This is a genomic window from Hydrogenophaga taeniospiralis CCUG 15921 (genome assembly GCF_001592305.1).
Taxonomy (GTDB): Bacteria; Pseudomonadota; Gammaproteobacteria; order Burkholderiales; family Burkholderiaceae_C; genus Hydrogenophaga; species Hydrogenophaga taeniospiralis.
In genome coordinates this window covers 1-24,607 of record NZ_BCWR01000006.1, presented here as the reverse complement: position 1 = coordinate 24,607, position 24,607 = coordinate 1, and the positions used below count along the sequence as shown (strand labels likewise).

General features: G+C 65.7%; 28 protein-coding genes. 22 read left to right on the top strand and 6 right to left on the bottom strand.

Annotated elements, in window-relative coordinates:
- Positions 1 to 105 precede the first annotated feature (105 nt).
- From hpaR to hpaI, 10 genes are all read left to right on the top strand, one after another.
- A complete protein-coding gene (gene hpaR / locus HTA01S_RS09145; RefSeq protein WP_068169765.1) occupies positions 106 to 597 on the top strand; it encodes a homoprotocatechuate degradation operon regulator HpaR in 492 nt (163 codons plus the stop codon).
- Between the two features lie 10 nt (positions 598 to 607).
- Positions 608 to 1,270: a fumarylacetoacetate hydrolase family protein gene (locus HTA01S_RS09140; protein WP_068169761.1), complete on the top strand. Its 663-nt coding sequence runs from the start codon at positions 608 to 610 to the stop codon at positions 1,268 to 1,270.
- Positions 1,267 to 2,031, top strand: coding sequence for a fumarylacetoacetate hydrolase family protein (locus HTA01S_RS09135; RefSeq protein ID WP_068169759.1), 765 nt, complete (start codon positions 1,267 to 1,269; stop codon positions 2,029 to 2,031). The genes HTA01S_RS09140 and HTA01S_RS09135 overlap by 4 nt, the downstream gene beginning before the upstream one ends.
- A gap of 119 nt (positions 2,032 to 2,150) precedes the next feature.
- Positions 2,151 to 3,623, top strand: coding sequence for a 5-carboxymethyl-2-hydroxymuconate semialdehyde dehydrogenase (gene hpaE, locus HTA01S_RS09130; protein ID WP_068169755.1), 1,473 nt, complete (start codon positions 2,151 to 2,153; stop codon positions 3,621 to 3,623).
- A gap of 337 nt (positions 3,624 to 3,960) precedes the next feature.
- The gene (gene hpaD / locus HTA01S_RS09125) at positions 3,961 to 4,887 is read left to right on the top strand and encodes a 3,4-dihydroxyphenylacetate 2,3-dioxygenase (RefSeq protein ID WP_068169752.1); all 927 of its coding nucleotides are present in this window, start codon (positions 3,961 to 3,963) and stop codon (positions 4,885 to 4,887) included.
- A 14-nt stretch (positions 4,888 to 4,901) separates the two neighbouring features.
- Complete coding sequence (locus HTA01S_RS09120; RefSeq protein ID WP_068169750.1) at positions 4,902 to 5,348, top strand: 5-carboxymethyl-2-hydroxymuconate Delta-isomerase; 447 nt, start codon at positions 4,902 to 4,904, stop codon at positions 5,346 to 5,348.
- A gap of 3 nt (positions 5,349 to 5,351) precedes the next feature.
- Positions 5,352 to 6,179 carry a 2-oxo-hept-4-ene-1,7-dioate hydratase gene (gene hpaH / locus HTA01S_RS09115; protein WP_068169747.1) on the top strand — a complete coding sequence of 276 codons (828 nt, stop codon included), beginning with the start codon at positions 5,352 to 5,354 and terminating at the stop codon, positions 6,177 to 6,179.
- A 34-nt stretch (positions 6,180 to 6,213) separates the two neighbouring features.
- The gene (locus HTA01S_RS09110) at positions 6,214 to 6,975 is read left to right on the top strand and encodes a class II aldolase/adducin family protein (protein WP_068169745.1); all 762 of its coding nucleotides are present in this window, start codon (positions 6,214 to 6,216) and stop codon (positions 6,973 to 6,975) included.
- The gene (locus HTA01S_RS09105; protein WP_068169743.1) at positions 6,972 to 7,994 is read left to right on the top strand and encodes a 2-dehydropantoate 2-reductase; all 1,023 of its coding nucleotides are present in this window, start codon (positions 6,972 to 6,974) and stop codon (positions 7,992 to 7,994) included. Before HTA01S_RS09110 ends, HTA01S_RS09105 begins: the two co-directional genes overlap by 4 nt.
- Positions 7,991 to 8,800 (top strand): 4-hydroxy-2-oxoheptanedioate aldolase, encoded by an 810-nt coding sequence (gene hpaI / locus HTA01S_RS09100; RefSeq protein ID WP_068169741.1) that lies wholly within the window; start codon positions 7,991 to 7,993, stop codon positions 8,798 to 8,800. Before HTA01S_RS09105 ends, hpaI begins: the two co-directional genes overlap by 4 nt.
- A 91-nt stretch (positions 8,801 to 8,891) precedes the next feature.
- Here hpaI and HTA01S_RS09095 read toward each other — a convergent pair whose 3' ends face one another.
- The 4 genes from HTA01S_RS09095 to HTA01S_RS09080 form a co-directional block, all read right to left on the bottom strand.
- On the bottom strand, positions 8,892 to 9,305 hold the full coding sequence (locus HTA01S_RS09095; protein WP_068169738.1) for a VOC family protein: 414 nt from the start codon (positions 9,303 to 9,305) through the stop codon (positions 8,892 to 8,894).
- A gap of 105 nt (positions 9,306 to 9,410) precedes the next feature.
- Complete coding sequence (locus HTA01S_RS09090) at positions 9,411 to 9,854, bottom strand: hypothetical protein (RefSeq protein WP_245638044.1); 444 nt, start codon at positions 9,852 to 9,854, stop codon at positions 9,411 to 9,413.
- Positions 9,851 to 10,471 carry a MarC family protein gene (locus HTA01S_RS09085; RefSeq protein WP_068170721.1) on the bottom strand — a complete coding sequence of 207 codons (621 nt, stop codon included), beginning with the start codon at positions 10,469 to 10,471 and terminating at the stop codon, positions 9,851 to 9,853. Before HTA01S_RS09085 ends, HTA01S_RS09090 begins: the two co-directional genes overlap by 4 nt.
- Positions 10,472 to 10,551: 80 nt before the next feature.
- Positions 10,552 to 11,322 carry an SDR family oxidoreductase gene (locus tag HTA01S_RS09080; protein WP_068169735.1) on the bottom strand — a complete coding sequence of 257 codons (771 nt, stop codon included), beginning with the start codon at positions 11,320 to 11,322 and terminating at the stop codon, positions 10,552 to 10,554.
- An 83-nt stretch (positions 11,323 to 11,405) separates the two neighbouring features.
- Here HTA01S_RS09080 and HTA01S_RS09075 point away from each other — a divergent pair, with 83 nt between their 5' ends.
- The 3 genes from HTA01S_RS09075 (at position 11,406) to HTA01S_RS09065 (ending at position 13,460) form a co-directional block, all read left to right on the top strand.
- Positions 11,406 to 12,005 (top strand): 2-hydroxychromene-2-carboxylate isomerase, encoded by a 600-nt coding sequence (locus HTA01S_RS09075; protein ID WP_068169732.1) that lies wholly within the window; start codon positions 11,406 to 11,408, stop codon positions 12,003 to 12,005.
- Positions 12,006 to 12,038: 33 nt separating this feature from the next.
- On the top strand, positions 12,039 to 12,722 hold the full coding sequence (locus tag HTA01S_RS09070) for a dienelactone hydrolase family protein (protein ID WP_068169729.1): 684 nt from the start codon (positions 12,039 to 12,041) through the stop codon (positions 12,720 to 12,722).
- An 87-nt stretch (positions 12,723 to 12,809) separates the two neighbouring features.
- Positions 12,810 to 13,460, top strand: coding sequence for a glutathione S-transferase family protein (locus tag HTA01S_RS09065; protein ID WP_068169726.1), 651 nt, complete (start codon positions 12,810 to 12,812; stop codon positions 13,458 to 13,460).
- A gap of 2 nt (positions 13,461 to 13,462) precedes the next feature.
- Here HTA01S_RS09065 and HTA01S_RS09060 read toward each other — a convergent pair whose 3' ends face one another.
- On the bottom strand, positions 13,463 to 14,572 hold the full coding sequence (locus HTA01S_RS09060) for a magnesium transporter CorA family protein (RefSeq protein ID WP_068169723.1): 1,110 nt from the start codon (positions 14,570 to 14,572) through the stop codon (positions 13,463 to 13,465).
- A 34-nt stretch (positions 14,573 to 14,606) separates the two neighbouring features.
- On the bottom strand, positions 14,607 to 15,608 hold the full coding sequence (gene hemB / locus HTA01S_RS09055; RefSeq protein WP_068169720.1) for a porphobilinogen synthase: 1,002 nt from the start codon (positions 15,606 to 15,608) through the stop codon (positions 14,607 to 14,609).
- A 325-nt stretch (positions 15,609 to 15,933) separates the two neighbouring features.
- On the opposite strand from hemB, the gene HTA01S_RS09050 reads away from it, so the two are divergent.
- The 9 genes from HTA01S_RS09050 to fusA all read left to right on the top strand — a co-directional run bounded on the left by HTA01S_RS09050 (position 15,934) and on the right by fusA (position 24,504).
- Positions 15,934 to 17,061, top strand: coding sequence for a hypothetical protein (locus HTA01S_RS09050; RefSeq protein WP_068169717.1), 1,128 nt, complete (start codon positions 15,934 to 15,936; stop codon positions 17,059 to 17,061).
- Between the two features lie 245 nt (positions 17,062 to 17,306).
- Entirely contained in the window at positions 17,307 to 17,735 is a 429-nt protein-coding gene (locus HTA01S_RS09045) for a CopD family protein (RefSeq protein ID WP_068169714.1), read from the top strand.
- 27 nt (positions 17,736 to 17,762) lie between these two features.
- The gene (locus tag HTA01S_RS09040) at positions 17,763 to 18,869 is read left to right on the top strand and encodes a VanZ family protein (protein ID WP_068169711.1); all 1,107 of its coding nucleotides are present in this window, start codon (positions 17,763 to 17,765) and stop codon (positions 18,867 to 18,869) included.
- Positions 18,870 to 18,878: 9 nt separating this feature from the next.
- Positions 18,879 to 19,217, top strand: coding sequence for a (2Fe-2S) ferredoxin domain-containing protein (locus HTA01S_RS09035; RefSeq protein ID WP_068169708.1), 339 nt, complete (start codon positions 18,879 to 18,881; stop codon positions 19,215 to 19,217).
- A gap of 67 nt (positions 19,218 to 19,284) precedes the next feature.
- The gene (locus HTA01S_RS09030; protein ID WP_068169703.1) at positions 19,285 to 19,908 is read left to right on the top strand and encodes an alpha/beta hydrolase; all 624 of its coding nucleotides are present in this window, start codon (positions 19,285 to 19,287) and stop codon (positions 19,906 to 19,908) included.
- Between the two features lie 97 nt (positions 19,909 to 20,005).
- On the top strand, positions 20,006 to 21,130 hold the full coding sequence (locus HTA01S_RS09025) for a D-alanyl-D-alanine carboxypeptidase family protein (protein ID WP_157572058.1): 1,125 nt from the start codon (positions 20,006 to 20,008) through the stop codon (positions 21,128 to 21,130).
- Positions 21,131 to 21,297: 167 nt separating this feature from the next.
- Entirely contained in the window at positions 21,298 to 21,675 is a 378-nt protein-coding gene (rpsL, locus tag HTA01S_RS09020) for a 30S ribosomal protein S12 (protein WP_068169701.1), read from the top strand.
- A gap of 156 nt (positions 21,676 to 21,831) precedes the next feature.
- Positions 21,832 to 22,302 (top strand): 30S ribosomal protein S7, encoded by a 471-nt coding sequence (gene rpsG / locus HTA01S_RS09015; protein WP_068169697.1) that lies wholly within the window; start codon positions 21,832 to 21,834, stop codon positions 22,300 to 22,302.
- 99 nt (positions 22,303 to 22,401) lie between these two features.
- Positions 22,402 to 24,504 carry an elongation factor G gene (gene fusA, locus HTA01S_RS09010; RefSeq protein WP_068169690.1) on the top strand — a complete coding sequence of 701 codons (2,103 nt, stop codon included), beginning with the start codon at positions 22,402 to 22,404 and terminating at the stop codon, positions 24,502 to 24,504.
- Positions 24,505 to 24,607: the final 103 nt, after the last annotated feature.

Sequence of the window (24,607 nt, the reverse complement as noted above, 5' to 3'; positions counted from 1 at the left end):
TCGGTGCGCCGCACGCATGTGACCAGCGCACTGGGATAGGCCTTTGAGCGGCTCAGGGTAAACCCGAAAACAAGGTCATAGAAAATCATTTAACATATTAAATAAATGAGCGCCGAAACCCCCTTTGTCCACCGCAACCTGCCGCGCCTGCTGCTCGAAGCGCGCGAGGCCGTGATGCAACACACCCGGCCCAGCCTGCGCGAGCACGGCCTGTCGGACCAGCAGTGGCGCGTGCTGCGCGTGCTGGGCGAACACGCGGCCGATCCGGCGGGCGTGGAGACCGGGCGCGTGGCGCGCGAAGCGCTGCTGCTCGGCCCCAGCCTCACCGGCGTGCTCACGCGCATGGAGCGCGACGGCCTGATCAGCCGCGCGCGCTGCCCGCAGGACGCACGCCGCACCGTGGTGCGCGCCACGCCGGCCGGCCTGAAGCTGGTCGCCACACTGTCGCAGACCATCGAGGCGCATTACGCCTGGATGGAAGAGCGCCTGGGCAAGGCGCGGCTGGCGCAGCTCTACACCCTGCTCGACAGCGTGATCGCGCTGGAAGTGCCCGATGCCGATGCGGGCGAAGGCGGGGTCGAAGAAGACGCCGCATGAAGGACCATCCATGAACACCCCCTGGACCCCGCCGTACCTGCCGCAGGGCACGGTCTACGGCACCCTGCTGAACTTCCGGCGCGAACACGCGCTGTGGGCGCCGCGCATGAACGAGGCGCCGTACAAGGCGCAGCCGCAGGCGCCGGTGCTCTACATCAAGACCGCCAACACCTTCACGCCGTCGGGCCACGCCATCCCGCTGCCCCGCCGGGTCGCCGAGGTCGATGTGAGCGCGGCCATCGGTCTGGTCGCGGGCGAGGGCGGCCGGATCGCCAGTGCCGTGCTGTTCAACGACGTGGCGATCCCGCACGACAGCTACTACCGCCCGCCGGTGAAGTTCCGCTGTGTGGACGGTTTCCTGGGTGTGGGGCGCGATGCGGTGGCGCTGGACGCGCTGGGGGGCCTCGACGGTCTGGCCAGCCTCGTGATCGAGCTGCGCATCAACGGTGTGCACCGCCAGACCGTGGCGCTGGCCGAGCTGGTGCGCGACGCGGCCACGCTCTGGGCCGACGTGAACGCGTTCCAGACGATGCGGCCGGGCGACGTGCTGATGCTCGGCACCGACTGCCTGCCCGACGGCAGCCGCCCGCGCGCCAAAGCGGGTGACGCGGTGGAGATCCTGGCCACCGGCTTCAAGCCGCTGGTGAACGCCTTTGTCGGAGAAGCGTCATGAAAAGAGCCCGCATCGCCTGGGCCGGCGCGGTCCACGACGCCACCGAAGCCGATGGCCAGCTCGAACTGCTCACGCCCGCTTTCAAGGGCCGCCGCGTCGGGTTTGACGAGGTGGTCTGGCTGCCGCCGCTGGCGCCCCTGGATCGCCCGCGCACCGTACTCGCGCTGGGGCTGAACTACGCCGACCACGCCAAGGAACTGGCCTTCAAGGCGCCCGAAGAGCCGCTGGCCTTTGTGAAGGGCGAGGCTTCGCTGATCGGTCACCGCGCCTTCACCGTGCGACCCGACGGCGTGATGTTCATGCACTACGAATGTGAACTCGCGGTGGTGATCGGTCGCGCGGCGAAGCGCGTGAAGAAAGCCGACGCGCTGCAGTACGTGGCCGGCTACACCGTGGCCAACGACTACGCGATCCGCGACTACCTGGAGAACTGGTACCGGCCCAACCTCAAGGTGAAGAACCGCGACACCTGCACGCCCATCGGCCCCTGGCTGGTGGACGCGGCCGACGTGCCCGACCCAATGAACCTGGCGCTGAAGACGACCGTGAACGGCCAGCTCACGCAGCAAGGCAGCACGAAAGACATGATCTTCGACGTGCCCACGTTGATTGAGTACTTCAGCCGTTTCATGACGCTGATGCCCGGCGACCTGATCTTCACCGGCACGCCCGACGGCGTGGTGGATTGCCAGCCCGGTGACGTGATCGTGACCGAGATCGAGGGCATCGGCGCCCTCACGAACACCATCACGAACAGATGACCCCCCTGCGCCGCTTCGCGGCTTCCCCCTGAGGGGGACCACGCCTGTGGCCTGGCAAAGCCAGTTCCACGGCGTGTGCTGGACGACAACCCTTCAACCGATTGCACCCAGGAAACGACATGACCCGCATCGATCACCTCATCAACGGCAAGACCGTCGCCGGCCGCGACTACTTCGAAACCGTCAACCCGGCCACGCAGGGCGTCCTCGCCGAGGTCGCTTCGGGCACCGAGGTCGAGGTCAACGCTGCCGTCCAGGCCGCCAAGGACGCGTTCCCCAAGTGGGCCGGCCTGCCGGCCACCGAGCGCGCGAAGAAAATCCGCGCGCTGGGCGAGCTGATCGCGAAACACGTGCCCGAGATCGCGCAGACCGAAACCGACGACACCGGCCAGGTGATCTCGCAGACCGGAAAGCAGCTGATTCCGCGCGCGGCCGACAACTTCAGCTACTTCGCCGAGATGTGCACCCGCGTGGACGGCCACACCTACCCCACGCCCACGCACCTGAACTACACGCTGTTTCACCCGGTGGGCGTGTGCGCGCTGATCAGCCCGTGGAACGTGCCCTTCATGACGGCCACCTGGAAGGTCGCACCCGCGCTGGCGTTTGGCAACACGGCGGTGCTGAAGATGAGCGAGCTGTCGCCCCTGACCGCAGCGCGCCTGGGCGAGCTGGCGCTGGAGGCCGGCATCCCGGCCGGTGTGCTGAACGTGGTGCACGGCTTCGGCAAGGAAGCGGGCGAGCCGCTGTGCGCGCACCCCGATGTGCGCGCGATTTCCTTCACCGGCTCCACCGCCACGGGCAACCGCATCGTCAAGACCGCGGGCCTGAAGAAGTTCAGCATGGAGCTGGGCGGCAAGAGCCCGTTCGTGGTCTTTGACGACGCCGACCTGGACCGCGCACTCGACGCAGCGATCTTCATGATCTTCAGCAACAACGGTGAACGCTGCACGGCGGGCTCGCGCATCCTGGTGCAGCAGAGCATCTACGCCGACTTCGCCGCGAAATTCGCCGAGCGCGCCAAACGCATCATCGTGGGCGACCCGCAGGACGAGAAGACCACCATCGGTCCGATGATCAGTCAGGGCCACCTAGCCAAGGTGCGCAGCTACATCGAGCTGGGTCCGAAGGAGGGCGCGACCCTGCTGTGCGGTGGCCTGGATCGGCCAAGCTATGCGGCCGAGCTGCCGGCACATGTGCAGCGTGGCAACTACGTGTGGCCCACCGTGTTTGCCGACGTGGACAACCGCATGCGCATCGCGCAGGAAGAGATCTTCGGCCCGGTGGCGTGCCTGATTCCGTTCCGCGACGAGGCGCACGCCATTGAGCTGGCCAACGACATTGCCTACGGTCTTTCCAGTTACGTCTGGACGGAGAACATCGGCAAGGCGCACCGCATGGCCGCGTCAATCGAAGCGGGCATGTGTTTCGTGAATTCGCAGAATGTGCGCGACCTGCGTCAGCCGTTTGGCGGCACCAAGGCGTCGGGCACGGGGCGCGAGGGCGGCACCTGGAGTTACGAGGTGTTCCTGGAGCCGAAGAACGTCGCCGTGTCTCTGGGGGCGCACCACATTCCTCATTGGGGAGTTTGATTTGCTCTCCTGCGTTTCGCTCGTGGACCTGGGCGGGCTCAGCGAGCCGGGGTACCCGACTCCGCTTATGTCCCCCGAAACGGGCTGCGCCCGTTTCTCCTCCTTTACTTCGCTGCGTCGGATACCCCGACTCGCTGATCCAGAAGCAACGTGGGAGCGAACCGTGGGCGAACCGATGCGTAGCGAGAAGGCGGCGATGGGTGTCCACCGCAGCGAAGTAAAGGAGGAGGGCTGCGCGCAGCGCAGACCGGGGGACATGAGCGTAGGTGGGCGCCCGGCGTGGCCAGCCCACGGGGCGAACGAAACACATCCTAAGCACTGACAGGAGACAAACCCCATGGGCAAAGTAGCACTCGTCGGCAAGATCACCCACGTCCCCTCCATGTACCTCAGCGAGCTTGACGGCCCGCGCAAAGGCACCCGGCAGGACGCCATCGACGGCCACATCGAAATCGCACGCCGCTGCCGCGAAGCCGGGGTGGACACCATCGTCGTCTTCGACACCCACTGGCTCGTCAACGCCAGCTACCACCTCAACTGCGCGCCGCATTTTGAGGGCACCTACACCAGCAACGAGCTGCCGCATTTCATCAGCAACCTGCCGTTCTCCATCCCCGGCAACCCCGAGCTCGGGCAACTGCTGGCCAAGGTGGCCAACGAGCACGGCGTCGAGACCCTGGCCCACCATGCCACCACGCTCGGCCCCGAGTACGGCACCCTCGTGCCCATGCGCTACATGAACGCCGACCAGCACTTCAAGGCCATCTCCGTCTCAGCGCTGTGCACGGTGCACTACCTCAACGACAGCGCGCGCCTGGGCTGGGCCATGCGCCGTGCGGTGGAAGACCACTACGACGGCACCGTCGCCTTCCTCGCCAGCGGTTCGCTCAGTCACCGCTTCGCGCAGAACGGCCTCGCGCCCGAATTCGCCTTCAAGGTCTGGAGCCCCTTCCTTGAAACCCTGGACCACCGCGTGGTGCAGATGTGGGAAAACGGCGAGTGGGCCGACTTCTGCGGCATGCTGCCCGAGTACGCGGCCAAGGGCCACGGCGAAGGCTTCATGCACGACACGGCCATGATGCTGGGTGTGCTGGGCTGGAGCGAATACGACGGCAAGGCCGAGGTCATCACGCCGTACTTCGGCGCCTCGGGCACCGGCCAGATCAACGCCGTGTTTCCCGTCACCCCCGTCACCGGCAAAGCCATTCCCAAGGAGCAGGCTTCGGCCGCCGATGGCTTCAGCCTTGTGAGTTCGCGCCTCTGAATCAAGGCCACCCCATGCCCCACCTCGTCATCCTCTACACCCCCAACCTCGACAAGCCCGCGGCCGAGGGCGGCGTCGACATGGGCGGCCTGTGCCGCGCCCTGTGCGATGCCATGCTCGCGGTGCGCGACGAGCAGGACCGGCAGGTCTTTCCCACCGGCGGCACGCGCGTGCTGGCCTACCCGGCCGCGCACAGCGCCGTGTCCGACGGCGGAGCGGCCGGCATCGCGGCCGGCCTGGGCGGCGACTACGCCTTCGTCTACATGAACGTGCGCATGGCCAAGGGCCGCAGCGCCGTCGTGCACCAGCGCGTGGGCGAGGCGCTGAACGCCTGTGTCAAGGAGCGTTTCGCCGAGCAGCTCGCTCGCCGTCCCATCGGCATCACCGTGCAGGTGGACGAAGGCCACGAGGTCTTCGACGCCAAGAACAGTTCGCTGCACCCGCTCTTCAATAAGCCATAAACCATGTTCGACGACGCCCTCGTTCAGCAGCTTGCCGCCGAGCTGCAGCAGTCCCAGCAGACCCGCACCCAGGTCGAGCACTTCTCCAAGCGCCACCCCGGCATGACCGTCGAAGACGGCTACCGCATCGGCCGCGCCTGGGTCGAGCTGGAGAAAGCTGCCGGTAAAAAAGTCATCGGCCACAAGATCGGCCTGACCAGCCGCGCCATGCAGATCAGCAGCCAGATCGACGAGCCCGACTACGGCACCCTGCTCGACGACATGCTCTACGTCGCCCAGGCTGGCGAGGTGCTGGAGATTCCAGTCGAGAACTTCATCGCCCCGCGCGTCGAGGTCGAGCTGGCCTTCGTGCTCAAGGCGCCGCTGGCCGGGCCGAACGTGACGGTCGACGACGTGCTCGCCGCCACCGACTACATCACGCCCGCCATCGAGATCATCGACGCGCGCATCGAGCAGTTCGACCGCCACACCAAGGTGATGCGCAAGGTCTACGACACCATCAGCGACAACGCGGCCAACGCCGGCATCGTGATCGGCGAGGGCGATCCCGCTTTCCGCGCCGACCCGCGCAGTACTAACCGCCCCTGGTGCGGCGCCATCCTGCGGCAGAACGGCGCGGTCGAAGAGACCGGCCTGGCGGCCGGCGTGCAGGGCGACCCGGCCATCGGCATCGCCTGGCTGGCCAACAAGCTCGCGCCCTGGGGCGAGACGCTGCAGGCCGGCGAGATCGTGCTGGCCGGCAGCTTCACGCGGCCCGTCGCGGCCAGGGCGGGCGACCTGTTCGAGGCGGACTACGGCCCCCTCGGTTGCCTGCGCTTCCGCTTCGTCTGACCGCACACACATATATATATAGAAGGAGCCCCCCATGGCCGACGCCTTCCTCAGACCCGCACGCTTCAGCGACGCCGAATGGCAGGCGCGCGTGCAGCTCGCCGCCTGCTACCGCATCTTTGCCCACCTGGGCTGGGCCGAGCTCATCTACAACCACATCTCGCTGCGCGTGCCGGGGCCGGACGACCACTTCCTCATCAACCCCTTCGGCCTGCACTACACCGAGGTCACCGCGTCCAACCTGGTCAAGGTCGATGTGGACGGGAACATCATCGGCAACGACGACTGGCCGATCAACCCGGCCGGCTTCACCTTCCACGGCGCGATCCACGCCACGCTGCCCGACGCGCACTGCGTGATGCACGTGCACACCACGCCGACCATGGCCGTGTGCTGCAGCGAAGAAGGCCTGAGCTACACCAACTTCTACGCCGCGCAGCTGCACGGCCAGGTGGCGTACCACGACTTCGAAGGCATCACCGTGCACCGCGAAGAGGGCGCGCGCATCCTCGCCTCGGCTGGTGGCAAGCGCGTGCTGCTGCTGCGCAACCACGGCCCTGTCGTCATCGGCCACACGTTGCCTCAAGCCTTCAACCTACTGTGGCTGCTGCAGCGCGCCTGCGAGGTCCAGGTGGCCTCGGCGGCGCTGGGAACGATGCGCCAGATCCCGGTGCCGGTGCTGGAAAGCTGCGTGCGAGACTCGCTGAACTTCAATCCGAAATACGGCGCCGGTGAAGACTCCTTCGCCGCCATGCAGCGCCTGATCGACCGCATCGACCCAGGGTACCGCGCATGAATCAAACCTCTGTGTTCCAGAAGATCACCATCGTCGGCGTCGGCGCCATCGGCGGCCTGTTCGCGGGCTGGCTGGGTTCGCGCCTGCCGGCCGGCCAGATCCAGCTCTCCGCCGTGGCGCGCGGCGACACGCTGCGCACCCTGCGCCAGCAGGGCCTGACCTGGGTCGACGCCGAGGGCGCCGAACACCGCGTCGCGGTCAACGCCAGCGACGACCCGGCCAGCCTCGGTGTGCAGGACCTGGTGATCGTCTCGGTCAAGGGCCCGGCCATGCCCGTGGTCGCGCCTGCCGTGCGCGCGCTCATGGGACCGCACACGGTGGTGCTGGTGGCCATGAACGGCGTGCCCTGGTGGTTCTTCGACGGTCTGCCCGGTGAAGCCGCGGGCCTGCAACTGCAGACCGTGGACCCGGGCGGCGTGACGGCCGCGCAGATTCCCACATCACAGGTCATCGGCTGTGTGGTGCACGCCAGCGCCGCCGCGCCGCAGCTCGCGCGCATCGAACGCATCAAGAACAACCAGCTCATCATTGGCGAGCCGGCCGGCGGCGTGACCCCGCGCGTGCAGGCCGTGGCCGAGCTGCTGGGCGCGGCCGGCTTCGGCGTCACGGTGACCGAACGCATCCAGCGCGACATCTGGTTCAAGCTCTGGGGCAACATGACCATGAACCCGGTCTCGGCCATCACCGGCGCGCCCTGCGACCGCATCCTCGACGACGAGCTCGTGCGCGGCTTCTGCAGCGCCGTCATGCGCGAGGCGCAGGCCATCGGCGCGCGCATCGGCATCCCCATCGACCAGCAGCCCGAAGACCGCCACGCCGTCACGCGCAAGATGGGCTCGTTCAAGACCTCGATGCTGCAGGACGTGGAGGCCGGCCGCCCCATCGAGCTCGACGCCCTGGTGGGCGCGGTGCGCGAGATCGGCCAGCACCTGGGCGAAGCCACGCCGAACATGGACGCGCTCATGGGCCTCACCCGGCTCATGGGGCAGATGAAAAACCTTTACCCGAACAACCCATGAAGATCCCCCAGAACACCTTCCGCGACGCACTGAAAGCCGGCCAGCCCCAGATCGGCTGCTGGGTCGGCTTCGCCTCGCCCGATGTGGCCGAGGCCCTGGCCGGCTGCGGCTTCGACTGGCTGCTGCTCGACGGCGAACACGCGCCGAACGATCCGCGCACCGTGCTCGACCAGCTGCGCGCCGTCGCGCCCTACAGCGCCACCCACCCGGTGGTGCGCGCCGTCGAGGCGAACGTGGCCCTGGTCAAGCAGTACCTCGACGTGGGCGCGCAGACGCTGCTGATTCCCATGGTGGACACGGCCGAGCAGGCGGCGCTGATGGTCAAGGCCATGCGCTACGCCCCCGAAGGCATCCGCGGCATGGGTGCAGCGCTCGCGCGCGCCTCGCGCTGGAACCAGGTCGACGACTACCTGAACCAGGCCAACGGCCAGATGTGTTTGCTGGTGCAGGCCGAGACGGTGGAAGCGATCAAGAACCTCCAGGCCATCGCCGAAACCGAGGGCGTGGACGGCGTGTTCTTCGGTCCAGCCGATCTCTCGGCCAGCATGGGCCACCGCGGCCAGCCCGGCCACCCCGATGTGCAGAAGGTGATCCTCGACGGCATCGCCACCGTGCGAGCTGCCGGCAAGGCCGCCGGCATCCTCGCCACCGACCCGGCGCTGGCGCAGCAGTACCTCGACGCGGGCGCGCTGTTCGTGGCGGTGGGGCTGGACACCACGCTGCTGGTGAAGGCGGCAAGTGGCTTGGTGCAGCGGTTCAGTGCGGGTGCTTCCAAGGCGCCGGCGTCGCCTTCGGGCGGGTACTGAGCGACGGCAGGGCGCCAAATCTGAAGAAAAAATCTCCGAAAACCCGGTTTCTGAAGAAAAAGTCGGGCGACTGAAGATTTTTTCTGGCCGCTCACTCGGGCAGGTGGCAGACGGCTTCGACGTTGTTGCCCTCAGGGTCGATCACGAAGGCGCCGTAGTAGTTGGGGTGGTAGTCCGGGCGCAGGCCGGGCGCGCCGTTGTCCTTGCCGCCGGCGGCCATCGCCGCCTTGTAGAAGGCGTCCACCTGCGCGCGGCTGGATGCGCGCCACGCCAGATGGCAGCCCGATGTGGCCGGGGGCCCGCCGTACGGCGAAGGCCCGTCGATGAACCAGACGTCGGCCTTCTTGCCGTCGGGCTCGGCGGCGTCCGGGTAGGCCAGACCGAGGATGTTCGAGCCGTAGTTTCCTTCAAAGCAGACGCTGTAGCCCAGCGGCGCCAGGGCTGCGCTGTAGAAGGCCTTGGCCTTGGCAATGTCCGTCACGCGAAAAGTCATGTGGTCCAGCATGGTGGGGTCCTTGAGTGGGTTTGGAGTGCAAGATGGCACCACAAAACTGTACATTCATACAGTTATTTGGGGAAGGGTTTTGTGCAGCCATCCGGTCAGCCGAGGTCAGAAGGTGATCCTAGACAGGATCGCCACCGTGCGCGCCGCCTGCAAGGCTGCCGGCATCCTCTCGACCGACCTGGCGTTGGCGCAGCAGTAACTTGACGTGGGCGCGCTGTTCGTGGCAGCCAGCTCCCGCGCCAGCCGCGCCACCGCGTCCAGGGCGTGGCCCAACGTGCGGCTGCCGTCGTGCAGGCGCACCACTACGGCATCGAGCGCCATCAGGTCGGTCACGGGCAGGCGCGGTCCGACGACGACTTGGCCGGCGGACGAGTTGTCGGCGGTGTTCTGTGCCAGGTTGAAGCGGTAGCCGGTCCAGGTCGTGTGCACGGCTTCGAGGCAGGCGAACGCGCCGTCCACGGTGGCGGCCAAGGTGTGGCGGTCGACGGGCGCCTGCCGCGCGTCGAGCGCGGTGTGCCGGCGCAGCCCGAGCTCGGGTTCGACCTTCAACCGCCCAGGGCTGGGAACAGCTTGGTCAGGCCAGCGGCCATCACCTCCACCGACAGCGCGGCCAGGATCAGGCCCATCAGCCGGGTCATGACGTTGATGCCGGTCTGGCCCATCAGGCGCGCGATCGGCTTGGCGAGCGAGAAACACACGGCGGTGGCCAGCGCCACCACCACGCCGTAGCCCACCAGCGCGGCGTGCTGGAAGAAGGTCTTGGCCTGGTCGGCGTAGATCACCACGGTGGACATGGTGGCTGGGCCGGTGAGCAGCGGGATGGTGAGCGGCACCACGGCGATGGAGGCGCGCGCCGAGGCGTCGTCCACCTCGCCCTGGGTGGTCTTGGCTTCGGCCGGTTGCGCGTTCAGCATCGACAGCGCCGAGGTCAGCAGCAGCATGCCGCCGCCCACCTGGAAGCTCGCCAGCGAGATGCTGAAAAACTCCAGGATCTGCAGGCCGATGATGGCGCAGGTGGCGATGACCGCGAAAGCGCTGATCGACGAGATCAGGATGGTGCGCCGGCGCTGCTGGCCGCTGAAGCCTTGCGTGTAGTGGATGAAAAAGGGCACGATCGCCAGCGGGTTGACGATGGCGAGCAGGGTGATGAGGGGCTTGAAATCCATGGGCGGCATTGTGGGGCAGGAACGGGGCGCCCACACCGCATCAGCGGATTTCAGGGGGCATTCGTGCGCAGCGGTTGTGGCTAGCGGCCGCCAGACACGTCGAGCAGGCTCATGGTGGTGTAGCTCGCCGCGTCCGACAGCAGCCAGACGATGGCTTGCGCCACTTCCTCGGCCGTGCCGCCGCGCTGCATGGGCACCTGGTGTTTGAGCTCGTTGACGCGGTTGGGCAGTCCGCCCGAGGCGTGGATCTGTGTCTCGATCAGGCCCGGTCGCACCGCGTTGACGCGCACGCCTTCGGCCGCCACCTCCTTGGCCAGGCCGATGGTGAAGGTGTCGACCGCGCCCTTGGCCGCCGCGTAGTCCACGTACTGCCCCGGCGAACCCAGGCGCGACGCGGCACTGGACACGTTCACGATCGACCCGCCCTCGCCGCCGTGCCGCGTGCTCATGCGGCGCACCGCCTCGCGCGCGCAGAGGAAGCTGCCGAACACGTTGATGTCGAACATGCGCTTCCAGCGCGCAGCGCTCATCTGATCCACCCGCGCGGTCACGTCCACCACGCCCGCGTTGTTCACCAGCCCGGTGAGCCGTCCGAGCTTGGCGTCCACCTTCTCGAACATCTTGAGCACCTGCGCCTCGTCGGCCACATCGGCCTGCACCGTGATCGCCGTGCCGCCGCCCGCGCGGATCGCGCGCACCACCTCGTCGGCCGCGAGCGAGTTGGCGGTGTAGTTCACCGCCACGGCCCAGCCCTGGCGCGCGGCGAGCAGGGCGGTGGCCGCACCGATGCCTCGGCTACCACCCGTCACCAGCAACACCTTCGGATACCTTGCGTTGTCGTCCTGTCCCATAACCTGTCTCCTGCAAAAGCCGCCGGCATCGCTTACAACACCGGCTCCCCAGTCCGCCATTACAACAGCGTCAGGAGACCTCCATGCGTCGCACCGTCGACTACTACTTCGCTCCCCAGAGCCCCTGGATGTACCTCGGTCACGAGCGCTTTGCCGAGCTGCTGCAGCGCACCGACACCCAGGTGCGCGTGCTGCCGGTGGACTTCGGCCAGGTGTTCCCCGCCTCGGGCGGTCTGCCGCTGCCGCAGCGGGCGCCCCAGCGCCAGGCCTACCGCCTGGTGGAACTGCGCCGCTTCAGCGAGGCGCTGGGCATTCCGCTCAACCCGCAGCCACGTTGCTTCCCGGTGGCGGGCGATCCCGCGGGCTGGCTCATCACGGTGGTGGCCGGGCAGGACGGTGAGGCCGCCGCGATGCGGCTGACCGGCGCGGTGGGCCGGGCGGTGTGGGCGCAGGAGCGCGACATCGCCGACGCCGTCGTGCTGGCCGAACTGCTGGACGAATGTGGGCTGGACCCGCAGCGCCTGGCGCAGTCGCAGCAGGACGGCGTGAAGGCCTTGTACACGGCTCACACCACGCAGGCGATTGACGCCGGGGTGTTCGGTGCGCCAAGCTACGTCATCGACGGCGAAGTTTTCTGGGGCCAGGACCGGCTCGATTTCGTCGAACGCCGGCTACTCGCCTGACCACCTTTTTTAACTTCGACACAGGAGCATTGCATGGGGCAATTCACCAACCTCACTGCCGCCGACGGCTTCACCTTTCCCGCCTACGTGGCGCAACCCGCGGGCCAGCCCAGAGGCGGCCTTGTCGTGTTGCAGGAAATCTTCGGCGTCAACGCGCACATCCGCGCCGTGGCCGATGGCTACGCGGCCGACGGTTATTTCGTTGTCGCGCCCTCGACCTTCCACCGCGTGAAGGCTGGTGTGGAAATGGGCTACGCCGAAGCCGACATGCAGGCCGGCATGGCGCTCAAGGCCGCGGTGGAAGCGCTGCCGGCGCCGGGCGTGATGTCCGACATCCAGGCCGCCATTGACCACGCGGCGCAGGCGGGCAAGGTCGGCATCGTGGGCTACTGCTGGGGCGGCCTGTTGACATGGCGTGCGGCCAGCGCGCTCAAAGGCCTGTCGGCCGCCGTGCCTTACTACGGCGGCGGCATGACCACCGAGGCCGAGGTGGCGCGCCAGCCCCGGGTGCCGGTGATGGCCCACTTCGGCGAACAGGACCACTGGATTCCGCTGGACAGCGTGCACGCCTTCGAAAAGCTCCAGCCCGGTGTGGCGGTGCACGTCTATGCCGCGAACCACGGCTTCAACTGCGACCACCGCGGCGCCTGGAACGCCCCGGCTGCGAAGCTCGCGCGAGAGCGCACGCTCGCCTTCCTGGCCCAGCACCTCGCCTGACGCCATGTACGCCGTGGATGTGACGCGCCGCATCGCCTGGGACAATGCCGCCAATCTGTTGGGTGCATCCACCCCGAAGAACTGACCATGATCCAGCTGTACCACTACCCCAGCACCGCCAGCATGGTGCCGCACATCCTGCTCGAAGAACTGGGCCTGCCTTACGAGCGGGTGCTGGTGGACCGCACGCAGGACGCGCAGAAGACGACCGCCTACCTCCGGCTCAACCCCAATGGCCTGATCCCGGTGCTGACCGATGGTGATCTGGTGCTCTACGAGACCGCCGCCATCTGCCTGCATCTGTGCGACACCCACCCCGAGGCCGGTCTGGTGCCCGGGCTGGGCACGGCCGAGCGCGCCCATTTCTACAAGTGGCTGATGTGGCTGACCAACACGCTGCAGAGCACGCTGATGGTGTATTTCCATCCGGACCGCTGGGTCAACGCCGGCAATGCCTCGGGCGTGGCCCAGGTCAAGATCCATGCCGAGGCCCGCATCCGCATCCTGCTGGACCAGCTCGACACCGAGCTGGCGCGCCACGCCGGGCCCTGGTTCATGGGGACCTCGTACACCGCGCTGGACCCGTATGTGTTCACCCTGTGCCGATGGACGCGGAATTTCGCCAGCACACCGGCACGCGACCGGCCCCATCTGGGGCCCTACCTGCAGCGCGTGCTGGAGCGGCCAGCGGTTCAGCGCGCCCTGGCCAACGAAGGTCTGAGTCCGCCGTTTGTTTGAGCCTATCTCGCCGTGCGTGCCAGGTAACGCTTGCGCCAGAACAGCACACCCAGCAGCACCGCCGTCAACGCCATGGTGCCCATGGCCCACCAGAAGCCCGACTCCCGGTGCAGCAGCGGGATGAACTCGAAGTTCATGCCGAAGATACCCGCGATCAGGTTCAGCGGCAGGAAGATCGCGGTCAGCACCGTGAGCGTGCGCATGATGTCGTTGGTGCGGTTGCTCTGGACCGAGAAGTGCATCTGCACCGCGGTTTCCGCGTTCTGTTCCAGCCGGCGCACGTGGTGCACCACCCGTTCGATGTGCTCGAGCACGTCGCGGCTGCGCACCATGAGCATTTCGAGCCCGGCCTGTCCGCCGCTGTGCTCGTTCGCGTCCCAGGTGGCCAGCGATTCGATCCAGTCCTGGATCGCCGAGCGCTGGTCTTCGCAGATTTCGTCGAGGTGGTGCAGGGAATTGCGCGCGTCGAGCAGCGAGCCCCAGTTGTTGAAACGCCCCTTGGGGTGCAACAGCTCGGCCTGCCAGTGGTCGAGCTGGCGCGTGAGTTCGCGGCGCAGCTCCAGATAGCCGTCCACCATCTGGTTGACGATGCGCAGCATCAGATCGGCCGGGTGGGGGGGCAGGTGCACACCAGCAGCGCGGGCGGTGACGGTGGCGGCCGACAGCAGCCGCGTGGCGTACTGTTCGAGCACGGTGCAGCCGGCCGGGTGCACCGTGAGCAGCACCCGGTCAAACACGGCGAACCCGACCGGGCTGGTGTCGATGCGCCGCAGCACCGGCGGGCCGCTGCGCTTGATCGGCTCGGTGAGCACGGCGCCGGGCCGGGACAGATCGGTTTCGCTGTGGCCGGCGGCCAGGCGCCGGAACACCAGGATGTCGTACTGCGAGGTGTAGTCGTAGTGGGAGGGCAGCTGGTTGTTCAGCAGGTCCGACAGGTGCAGGTCCACCAGCTTCATGCCACACAGCGCCTGCAGCGTGGCCTGGATCTCCGCCTGCCCGATCTCGAATTCCCGCCGTCCGCACGCGATCCAGACGTATCCCGGGCCCTCCAGTGGCCCCGGCAGCTGATCGCTTTCACGGACCCCGCCGGGCTGGATGTGGAAGATGCGCATGGGGGGTGACGGGTTCCGGGCGGTGGGAGCAGGCTCAGGCGCGCAGCAGACGGGCCGCGTCGCGAGCGAAGTAGGTCAGCACGCCGTCGGCGCCCGCGCGCTTGAAGGCCAGCAGGCTTTCCATCATCACCGCGTCGTGGTCCAGCCAGCCGTTCTGTGCGGCGGCCTTGAGCATGGCGTATTCACCGCTGACCTGGTAGGCGAAGGTCGGCACATGGAACTCGTCTTTCACGCGGCGCACGATGTCCAGGTACGGCATGCCGGGTTTGACCATCACCATGTCGGCGCCCTCGGCGATGTCCAGCGCCACTTCACGCAGCGCTTCGTCGCTGTTGCCCGGGTCCATCTGGTAGACCTTCTTGTCGGCCTTGCCCAGGTTGGCCGCCGAGCCCACGGCATCGCGGAACGGGCCGTAGAAGGCGCTGGCGTACTTGGCGCTGTAGGCCATGATGCGCGTGTGCACCAGGCCCTTGGCCTCCAGGGCGCGGCGGATGGCGCCGATGCGGCCGTCCATCATGTCGCTGGGCGCGACCATGTCCACACCCGCTTCGGCCTGGGTGAGGGCCTGCTGCACCAGGATCTCGACCGTGGGGTCGTTCAGGATGTAGTTGTGCTCGTCCAGTACGCCGTCCTGCCCGTGGCTGGTGAACGGGTCGAGCGCCACGTCGGTCATCACACCCAGCTGGGGGAATTGCTTCTTGAGTTCACGTACCACGCGTGGCACCAGGCCGTCGGGGTTCAGTGCTTCCTGGCCGTCGGATGTCTTGAGCGACTGGTCGATCACCGGGAACAGCGCCATCACCGGGATGCCCAGCTTCACACAGTCTTCCGCCACCGGCAGCAGCAGGTCCAGGCTCAGGCGCTCCACGCCCGGCATGGAGCCCACCGCTTCGCGCCGGTGGTGCCCATCAAGCACAAACACCGGGTAGATCAGGTCCGACGCGGTGAGGTGGTGTTCGCGCACCAGATCCCGGGTGAAAGGATCGCGGCGCAGGCGACGCGGGCGGGCGAGGGGGTAGGGGGTGGGTAGATGCATGGGGGCTATTGTGGCAAAGCCGCGCCGGGCTGGACGCTTGGTGTTTTCAAGGGCGACACCGGGCAAGCGGGGCCGATCCCGCATGTATCAGTTGGTAAGAAGAGCAATGAGATTGAAAAATATGGGGGATTGTGTTGAACTCCACAGTAAGAAGAAAATACTGCAGTTGTCCCCGTATCGCGCTCGGGGAGGCGGTGGTACTTTCATGTCGCCCCCTACCGTCAAATGGCCTTCCGGGCCGCTTTTGACCATGCGGTGAAACCGGCGTCTGTGCTCCCGGTGCGCTCAGGTTGGGGATCCTGCACCTAATTCACGAGTCCTCACCATGTTGCAAACCAAGAAAAGCTCTCCCAACCCCACGGCCGCCGGCAAGGCGGGAGGTGCTGGCGACGCCGATGCCTGGTCGCTGGAGGCCCACTGGCCCGAATTGGTCACGGGCCTGGCCGATCAGATCACCGAAGGCGTGAGCACGCTGCAGCAGCACATCGACAACCTGCTGGCCAACGGCCGCATCAACAAGCTGGAACACCGCGCGCTGAGCGTTCCGGCCGAGCGCATCAAGCTGGCGGGGGTGAGCGCCCAGCAGATCAACCGGTTCCATGGCGGACGCATCCGCCAGTCCCATGAAAAGGTGGACATGTCGGTGCTGGTCGAGGGCGTGTTGCAGGAGCGCAAGAAAGAGCTGGCCATCCTGGGCATTGCCCTTCGACGCAAGCTCAAGCCGGTCGAGGTGCTGATCGACCCCACGGTGGCGCACACCTTCGTGAACGCTGTGCTGGACTGGGGAATGCCGTTCGGCAACCGGGTGGACGTGCGCATGGACCTCAACGCCTGGCCCCAGCACGCCCGGTTGCAGATGCGGGTGTCCAACGATGGCGTGCCGCCCTCCAGCGTCACTTCGTCCGACAACCTGAGCTGGATGTTGATCCGGCAGATTGCGCTGGGCGCAGGCGGGATCGAGATTTCGCGGGAGATGACCGACGAAGGGGTCAACTTCACGGCGCTGTTCAACCGCACCGTGCAGGCGATCGATGGCATTTCGGCTGTCGACCTGTCCGACGATCACTCCTCCATGTTCAAGTCGCTCTCGGGCACCTACGTGCTGACCATTTCGCCCAGCCTGCAGATCCGTGCCGACGTGCGCGACGCCCTGCGGGAGATCGGCATCGTTTCCGACAGCGTGGTGGACTTCGAGCAGGCCCGCGATGCGATCAAGGCGCGCATGCCCAACCTGATCGTGGTTGACTCTGAAATCAAGAACGACGCGTTCGAGAGCTTCCGCCGCGACCTGCTGCGCGAAGTGTTCGAGTTCCCGTTTGTTGAAATCTCTCCCGACGACAGCTCGTTCGACATGTCCGGGTTCGGCGAGTTTTCCATGGCCAAGGTTGGGCGCGGCAATATTCGCGAGGCGCTGGGTACCGCCGTCATGTTCGAACTTGCAAAAATGATGTAAATGTCACACTCTGTGGCCTGTGCAGGCCGCGAAATTGTCAAAATTGACAGGGTGTTTTTTGGAGGAAATGTTTTTTTGGTGTAACATCTAGCTGGGCGAGCCGAAAGGTGAGCCTCCCGCTTTTCCTCCCTGAGCGGGTGCCTTAGTGTGTGACAGCAAAAAGGCTTCCCAACCCGGCCCACGGCCGGGTTCTTTTTTGCCCGCGGCTTTTTCGATGGGCTCAGTGCGGGGGCTACACTGACCTCATGCTTTGGGTCAAATCCTTTCACATCGTTTTTGTGACCAGCTGGTTTGCCGGCCTGTTCTACCTTCCCCGCATCTTCGTGAATCTCGCCATGATGCCGCCCGAGAGCGTGGCGGAACGCGAGCGCCTGTTGCTCATGGCGCGCAAACTGATGCGTTTCACCACCATGCTGGCGGTCCCTGCCCTGGGGCTGGGGCTGTGGCTCTGGCTGGGCTACGGCATCGGGCGCGGCGCGGGCAACGGATGGCTGCATGCCAAGCTGGCGGTGGTGGTGTTGATCCTGGGCTATCACCACGCCTGTGGGGTCTTGCTGCGCCAGTTCGTGCGGGGAACCAATCGGCGCGACCATCGCTGGTTCCGCTGGTTCAACGAGGCGCCGGTCATCATGTTGGTGCTCGTGGTCCTGCTGGTCGTGGTCAAACCCTTTTGACGTCCGTTTTGCGGACTTGATTCCGCTGTGAAACCGTCTTCTTCCGCCTGGCCACTGGCGTTGCTGTTTGGCGCGCTGGTGGTCTACGCCAGCCTCTATCCGTTTTCGGGTTGGCGGGTGCAGGGCGTCCTGCCCATGGCGTTCCTCCAGGCGCCCTTGCCGCAGTATTGGACCGGGTTCGATGTGGTCGCCAACCTGCTCGGTTATGCGCCGCTGGGATTCCTGCTGGCGCTGGCGATGCTGCGCTCCGGCTGGGGGCACTGGTCCTGGCCCTTGGCGGTCGGCCTGCCCGTCCTGTTGTCCTTGGTGGTGGAAACGCTGCAGAACTACCTGCCCATGCGGATTCCGTCCAATGTGGACTTCGCGCTGAACGCGGCTGGCGCCGTGCTGGGAGCGAGCACGGCCTGGGTGCTGGAGCGGCTGGGGGGGGTGAGGCGCTGGGCCCGGTTTCGCGCCGACTGGTTCGAGCCCAGCGCCCGCGGGGGGCTGGTGTTGCTGGCCCTGTGGCCTTTTGCGCTGCTTTATCCGGTGTCAGTGCCCTTCGGTCTTGGGCAGGTGTGGGATCGGCTGGAGGCGGGTCTGACCGCCCTGCTGGAGGACACGCCCTTTCTGGAATGGCTGCCGCTGCGGGGGGAGGCATCGGTTCCCCTGGGGCCGCTGGCGGAGACGCTGTGCGTGGTCCTGAGCCTGTTGGCTCCTTTGTTGATGGGATACGCCGACATGCGATCCGTCCCCCGTCGGGCAGGTTTCATGGTGATGTTGTTGTTGTGCGCGACGGCGGCGGCCGGTGTATCGTCAGCACTCACTTACGGTCCGGAGCACGTCTGGTCATGGGTCAGTCCTCAAGCGGTATTGGGCATGGGCTTGGCGTTGTTGGTCGGGCTCGCGCTGTTGCCCCTGCCCAGGCGGGTCTGCAACGTGGGCATGTTGCTGAGTCTGGCGGTGTCGCTGAGCCTGTTGAACCGCGCGCCGGCCAGTCCGTACTTCGCCCAGTCGCTGGAAGTCTGGGAGCAGGGCCGGTTCATCCGCTTTCATGGCCTGTCCCAGTGGCTGGGCTGGCTCTGGCCGTTTGCTGCGTTGATCCATGGGGTGATGGCCGTGGCCCGGCCGACCCCATCACCCCACCCCCACTAAAATCCACCGATGCCTGAAAACAAGTCTTATTACGAGCGGCACATCTTCTTCTGCCTCAACCAGCGCGATGGCGGGGAGGCCTGCTGTGCCCAGCACAAGGCCCAGGCGGCGTTTGACCGTTGCAAGTCCCAGGCGAAAAGCCTCGGCCTGCTGGGGGTCGGCAAAGTCCGGGTGAACAAGGCCGGTTGCCTGGACCGCTGTGCGGGAGGGCCGATCGCGGTGGTGTACCCGGAAGCCGTCTGGTACAGCTATGTCGACGAGAGCGACATCGACGAGATCGTGCAGTCCCATCTGCGTGATGGCGTGGTGGTGCAGCGCCTTCTGACGCCCCCCGACGTGGGGCGCTAGCCATGGTGCCCGCACCGGTGTGTCCTGCCCTGGGGCCGGTCGCACGCCTGGTCCATGGAGCCTGCATATGAATGCGCAGACCGAATACTTGCTACAGACCGGCCCCGCTGGTTTGCTGGAAGTGGCGATTGACCGGCCCGAGGGGACCTCTCTGGGGGTGGCGGTGCTGGCACATCCTCACCCCTTGCACGGTGGAACGCTCACCAACAAGGTCGTGCAGACCCTGGCCCGCGCTTGGGTGCTCGGGGGCTGGACCGCCGTGCGTTTCAACTTCCGGGGTGTGGGGCGCAGCGAAGGCGCCTACGACGAGGGTCGGGGCGAGTTGGCCGATCTGCTGTCCATTGTGGAAGCCCAGGCACCGCAGGGGCCGCTGTGTCTGGCCGGCTTCTCATTTGGCGCCTTTGTCACCAGTCACGCGGTGGCAGCGCTGCACCCACGGCGCGACATTCAACGGGTGGTTCTGGTGGGCACTGCCGCCAGCCGGTTCGAGGTGGCGAGCGTTCCTGCGGAACTCCATCTGCGCACCTTGGTCATCCATGGCGAGCGCGACGATACCGTGCCGCTGTCGGCCGCGATGGATTGGGCGCGACCCCAATCGTTGCCGGTGCTGGTAGTGCCCGGTGGAGGGCATTTCTTTCATGGCCAGTTGCCCTTGCTCCGGGAGCTGGTCTTGCGTCACCTGCGTGCCTGAACTGGCGGCGGGTGTTCTTTCTACTTTTTCTCAAGGACCGGATTTGTTGCGTCGATTGTTTTCCCGTGTAGTTTCTGTGTTGGCCGCCACGGTGGCCATGTCGGCGGCGGCCCAGATGCCCCAACCACCCGAGGTTGCCGCGCAGGCATACCTGTTGCTGGATGTGACCTCCGGGCAGGTGTTGGCGGCCCGGGATGCCGACAAGCCGGTGGAGCCCGCTTCGCTGACCAAGCTGATGACCGCCTACTTGGTGTTTGATGCCCTCAAGTCGGGCAAGATCAGTCTGAAGCAAACCCTGCCGGTGAGCGAGCGGGCCTGGAAAATGCCGGGATCGCGCATGTTCATCGACCCCAAGATGCAAGTGCCGGTTGAAGACCTGGTCAAGGGCATGATCGTGCAGTCGGGTAACGATGCGACCATGGCGCTGGCTGAGGGCGTCGGGGGGACCGAAGAGCGGTTCGTCCAGATGATGAACGATCAGGCCAAGGCCCTGGGCATGAAGGCCAGCAGCTACAAGAACCCCGAGGGGTTGACCGTGGCCGGCCACACCACCACCGCCCGGGATCTGGCCACCCTGGCCACCCGCCTCATTCGGGATTTTCCGGAGTATGTGCCGTACTACGCGATCCAGCGCTACCGTTACCCAGGCACGCCGGCCTCCAACGACACCAACCGCAATCTGTTGCTGTTTCGCGATCCCAGTGTTGATGGGTTGAAGACGGGGCATACCAATGCCGCGGGCTATTGCCTGGTGGCCACTGCTCGGCGCCAGGTTCCCGGTCTGGGTGAGGGTGCGCAAGGGCAGCGTCGCCTGCTCAGCGTGGTGCTGGGGGCGACCAGTGAAAACGCGCGGGCGGCGGAGAGTCAAAAGCTGCTCAATTGGGGATACACGGCGTACGAAGCCGTGCGCCTGTCCCCGGTGGGTGGGGCGTTGGCCACGCCGCGCGTCTGGAAGGGTACGGCCGCCCAGGTGAAGCTGGGGCGACCCGAGGGCGTGGTGGTTTCCGTGCCGACCGGGGAGGGGGCCAAGCTGAAGACCGATATCGTTCGGCCCGAGCCTTTGGTGGCGCCCTTGACGCGCGGGCAGCCCGTGGGCACGCTGCGCGTGACCCTGGCCAACGGCGCGCCCGTGGCCGAGGTGCCGTTGACGGTGCTCGAAACGGTGGACGAAAGCGGTGTTTTTGGCCGCGCCTGGGATGCCTTGCGCCTCTGGATCCAGTGAGGTCCGCCGAAGTGCTGAGGGGGCATTTGGCGGCCTTGCCCTATGAGGGCGGTCGAATCCATGCGTTGGTTTGTCAGAAAACCAGGCCCGTGCTACAGTAGAGGGCTTTTCGGAATTTTCCGAGAGGTTTTCGTTTTCGCTTTTCTTTAAACGTTTAGGGACGTTTCATGCCAACCATCAATCAACTCGTGCGCCACGGCCGGGAGGTCGAAAAGACCAAATCCAAGAGCCCGGCCATGGAAAACTCTCCGCAGCGTCGCGGTGTGTGCACCCGTGTGTACACCACGACCCCCAAGAAGCCCAACTCCGCTCTGCGTAAAGTCGCCAAGGTGCGCCTGACCAACGGTTTTGAGGTCATCTCCTACATCGGCGGTGAAGGCCACAACCTCCAGGAACACAGCGTCGTGCTGGTTCGCGGTGGTCGTGTCAAGGACTTGCCTGGTGTGCGTTACCACATCGTGCGTGGCTCGCTGGACCTGCAGGGCGTGAAAGACCGCAAGCAGTCGCGCTCCAAGTACGGCGCCAAGCGTCCCAAGAAGGCCTGACTCTTTGGAAATTCCGGTGCCGCTTCTGCCTGGCCGGTGGATCGAGCGCCAAGGCCCACAACACGGAATCGTCCGTGCGGGTCGAGTAAGTGAGAGTTCAGGATGGCTCTCGCGGTGCCTGAAAAGGTGCCAACTGAACAAATATGAGGTGAAAAAATGCCACGTCGTCGCGAAGTCCCTAAACGTGAAATCCTGCCGGATCCCAAGTTCGGCAACGTCGAGCTCTCCAAGTTCATGAACGTGATCATGGAAGGCGGCAAGAAAGCTGTCGCCGAGCGCATCATCTACGGTGCCCTGGAGCAGATCGAGAAAAAGACCGGCAAAGACCCGGTCGAAGCCTTCTCCATCGCCATCAACAACGTCAAGCCCATGGTGGAGGTCAAGTCCCGCCGTGTGGGCGGCGCGAACTATCAGGTGCCTGTTGAAGTGCGCCCGGTGCGTCGTCTGGCGCTGTCGATGCGCTGGATCAAGGAAGCTGCGCGCAAGCGCAGTGAGAAGTCCATGGCCATGCGCCTGGCGAACGAGCTGATCGAGGCCACCGAAGGCCGCGGAGGCGCCATGAAAAAGCGTGACGAAGTGCACCGCATGGCCGAAGCCAACAAGGCTTTCAGCCACTTCCGCTTCTGAAGCTCGCGGGCTCCATTCGGGTCCGCCATCCTTGTCAGAAGCGAGCCCGCTGGCCTCATGAGGGCAGCGGGCTCTGGTACTTAATTTTGGAGAATTTTCATGGCACGCAATACGCCCCTTGAGCGTTACCGCAATATCGGTATCTCGGCGCACATCGACGCTGGCAAGACCACCACCACCGAGCGCATCCTGTTCTACACGGGTGTGAACCACAAGATCGGTGAAGTGCACGACGGTGCAGCCACCATGGACTGGATGGAGCAGGAGCAGGAGCGTGGCATCACGATCACGTCTGCTGCCACCACCTGCTTCTGGAAAGGCATGGACAACTCCTTCCCGGAGCACCGTTTCAACATCATCGACACCCCCGGCCACGTGGACTTCACCATCGAGGTGGAGCGTTCCATGCGCGTGCTCGACGGCGCCTGCATGGTGTACTGCGCCGTGGGTGGCGTGCAGCCCCAGTCGGAAACCGTCTGGCGTCAGGCCAACAAGTACAAGGTGCCGCGTCTGGCCTTCGTGAACAAGATGGACCGCACCGGTGCCAACTTCTTCAAGGTCGTTGACCAGATGAAGCTGCGCCTGAAAGCAACTCCGGTGCCTATCGTGATCCCGATCGGCGCTGAAGAGCACTTCACCGGCGTGGTCGATCTGCGCAAGATGAAGGCGATCATCTGGGACGAGGCTTCCCAGGGCATGAAGTTCACTTTCGAGGAAATTCCGGCCAACCTGCTGGAGCAGGCCAAGGAATGGCGCGAAAAGATGGTGGAAGCCGCTGCCGAAGCCACCGAAGAGCTGATGAACAAGTACCTCGAAGAGGGTGAGCTCACCGAGGCGGAAATCACCGCTGGCCTGCGCGCGCGTACCCTGGCTTGTGAAATCCAGCCCATGCTGTGCGGCACCGCCTTCAAGAACAAGGGTGTGCAGCGCATGCTGGACGCCGTGGTCGAGTTGCTGCCCTCGCCGGTGGACATTCCTCCGGTGACCGGTACCGACGAAGACGAAGTGCCGACCTCCCGCAAGGCGGACGACGAAGAGAAGCTGTCTGCGCTGGCGTTCAAGCTGATGACCGATCCGTTCGTGGGTCAGCTGACCTTCGTGCGTGTGTACTCCGGCGTGCTCAAGAAGGGCGACACCGTGTACAACGCGGTCAAGGGCAAGAAAGAGCGCATCGGCCGTATCGTGCAGATGCACGCCAACAACCGCCAGGAAGTGGAAGAGATCCGTGCCGGCGACATCGCTGCCTGCGTGGGCCTGAAGGATGTGACCACGGGTGAAACCCTGTGCGACCCGTCGGCCATCATCACGCTGGAGCGCATGGTGTTCCCCGAGCCGGTGATCGCCCAGGCGGTCGAGCCCAAGACCAAGACCGACCAGGAAAAGATGGGCATCGCCCTTAGCCGCCTGGCCGCCGAAGATCCGTCGTTCCGCGTGCGCACCGACGAAGAATCGGGTCAGACCATCATCGCCGGCATGGGCGAGCTGCACCTGGAAATCATCGTCGACCGCATGAAGCGGGAGTTTGGTGTGGAAGCCAACGTCGGCAAGCCGCAGGTGGCTTACCGCGAAACGATTCGCGGCACCGTTGACGAAGCCGAAGGCAAGTTCGTGCGCCAGTCCGGTGGTAAAGGCCAGTACGGCCACGTCGTGCTCAAGATCGAGCCGCAAGAAGCCGGCAAGGGTTTTGAGTTCGTCGACGCCATCAAGGGCGGCGTGGTGCCGCGCGAGTACATCCCCGCGGTGGAAAAGGGCGTGATCGAAGCCCTGGGTCAGGGCGTGCTGGCCGGCTACCCGGTGGTGGACGTCAAGGTCACGCTGCACTTCGGTTCGTACCACGACGTGGACTCGAACGAACTGGCATTCAAGATGGCCGCGATCTTTGGCTTCAAGGAAGGCTGCCGCAAGGCCCAGCCGGTCATTCTGGAACCCATGATGGCCGTGGAAGTGGAAACACCGGAAGACTACGCCGGTACCGTGATGGGCGACCTCTCCAGCCGCCGTGGCATGGTGCAGGGCATGGAAGACATGGTCGGTGGCGGCAAGGCCATCAAGGCTGAAGTGCCCCTGTCCGAAATGTTCGGCTATTCGACCTCGCTGCGTTCTGCCACCCAAGGCCGTGCCACCTACACGATGGAGTTCAAGCACTACTCCGAAGCACCGCGCAACGTGGCCGAAGCCATCGTCGCGGCACGCTCCAAGTAATTTCAGCCGGTCTGCGATCTCACGCCGCCCTGTCCCCGTGCGGGGCGAATCAGCAGTGGGGTGCAGACCTAAAACCGTGACACGGGTTTGTTCTTTCTAGGAA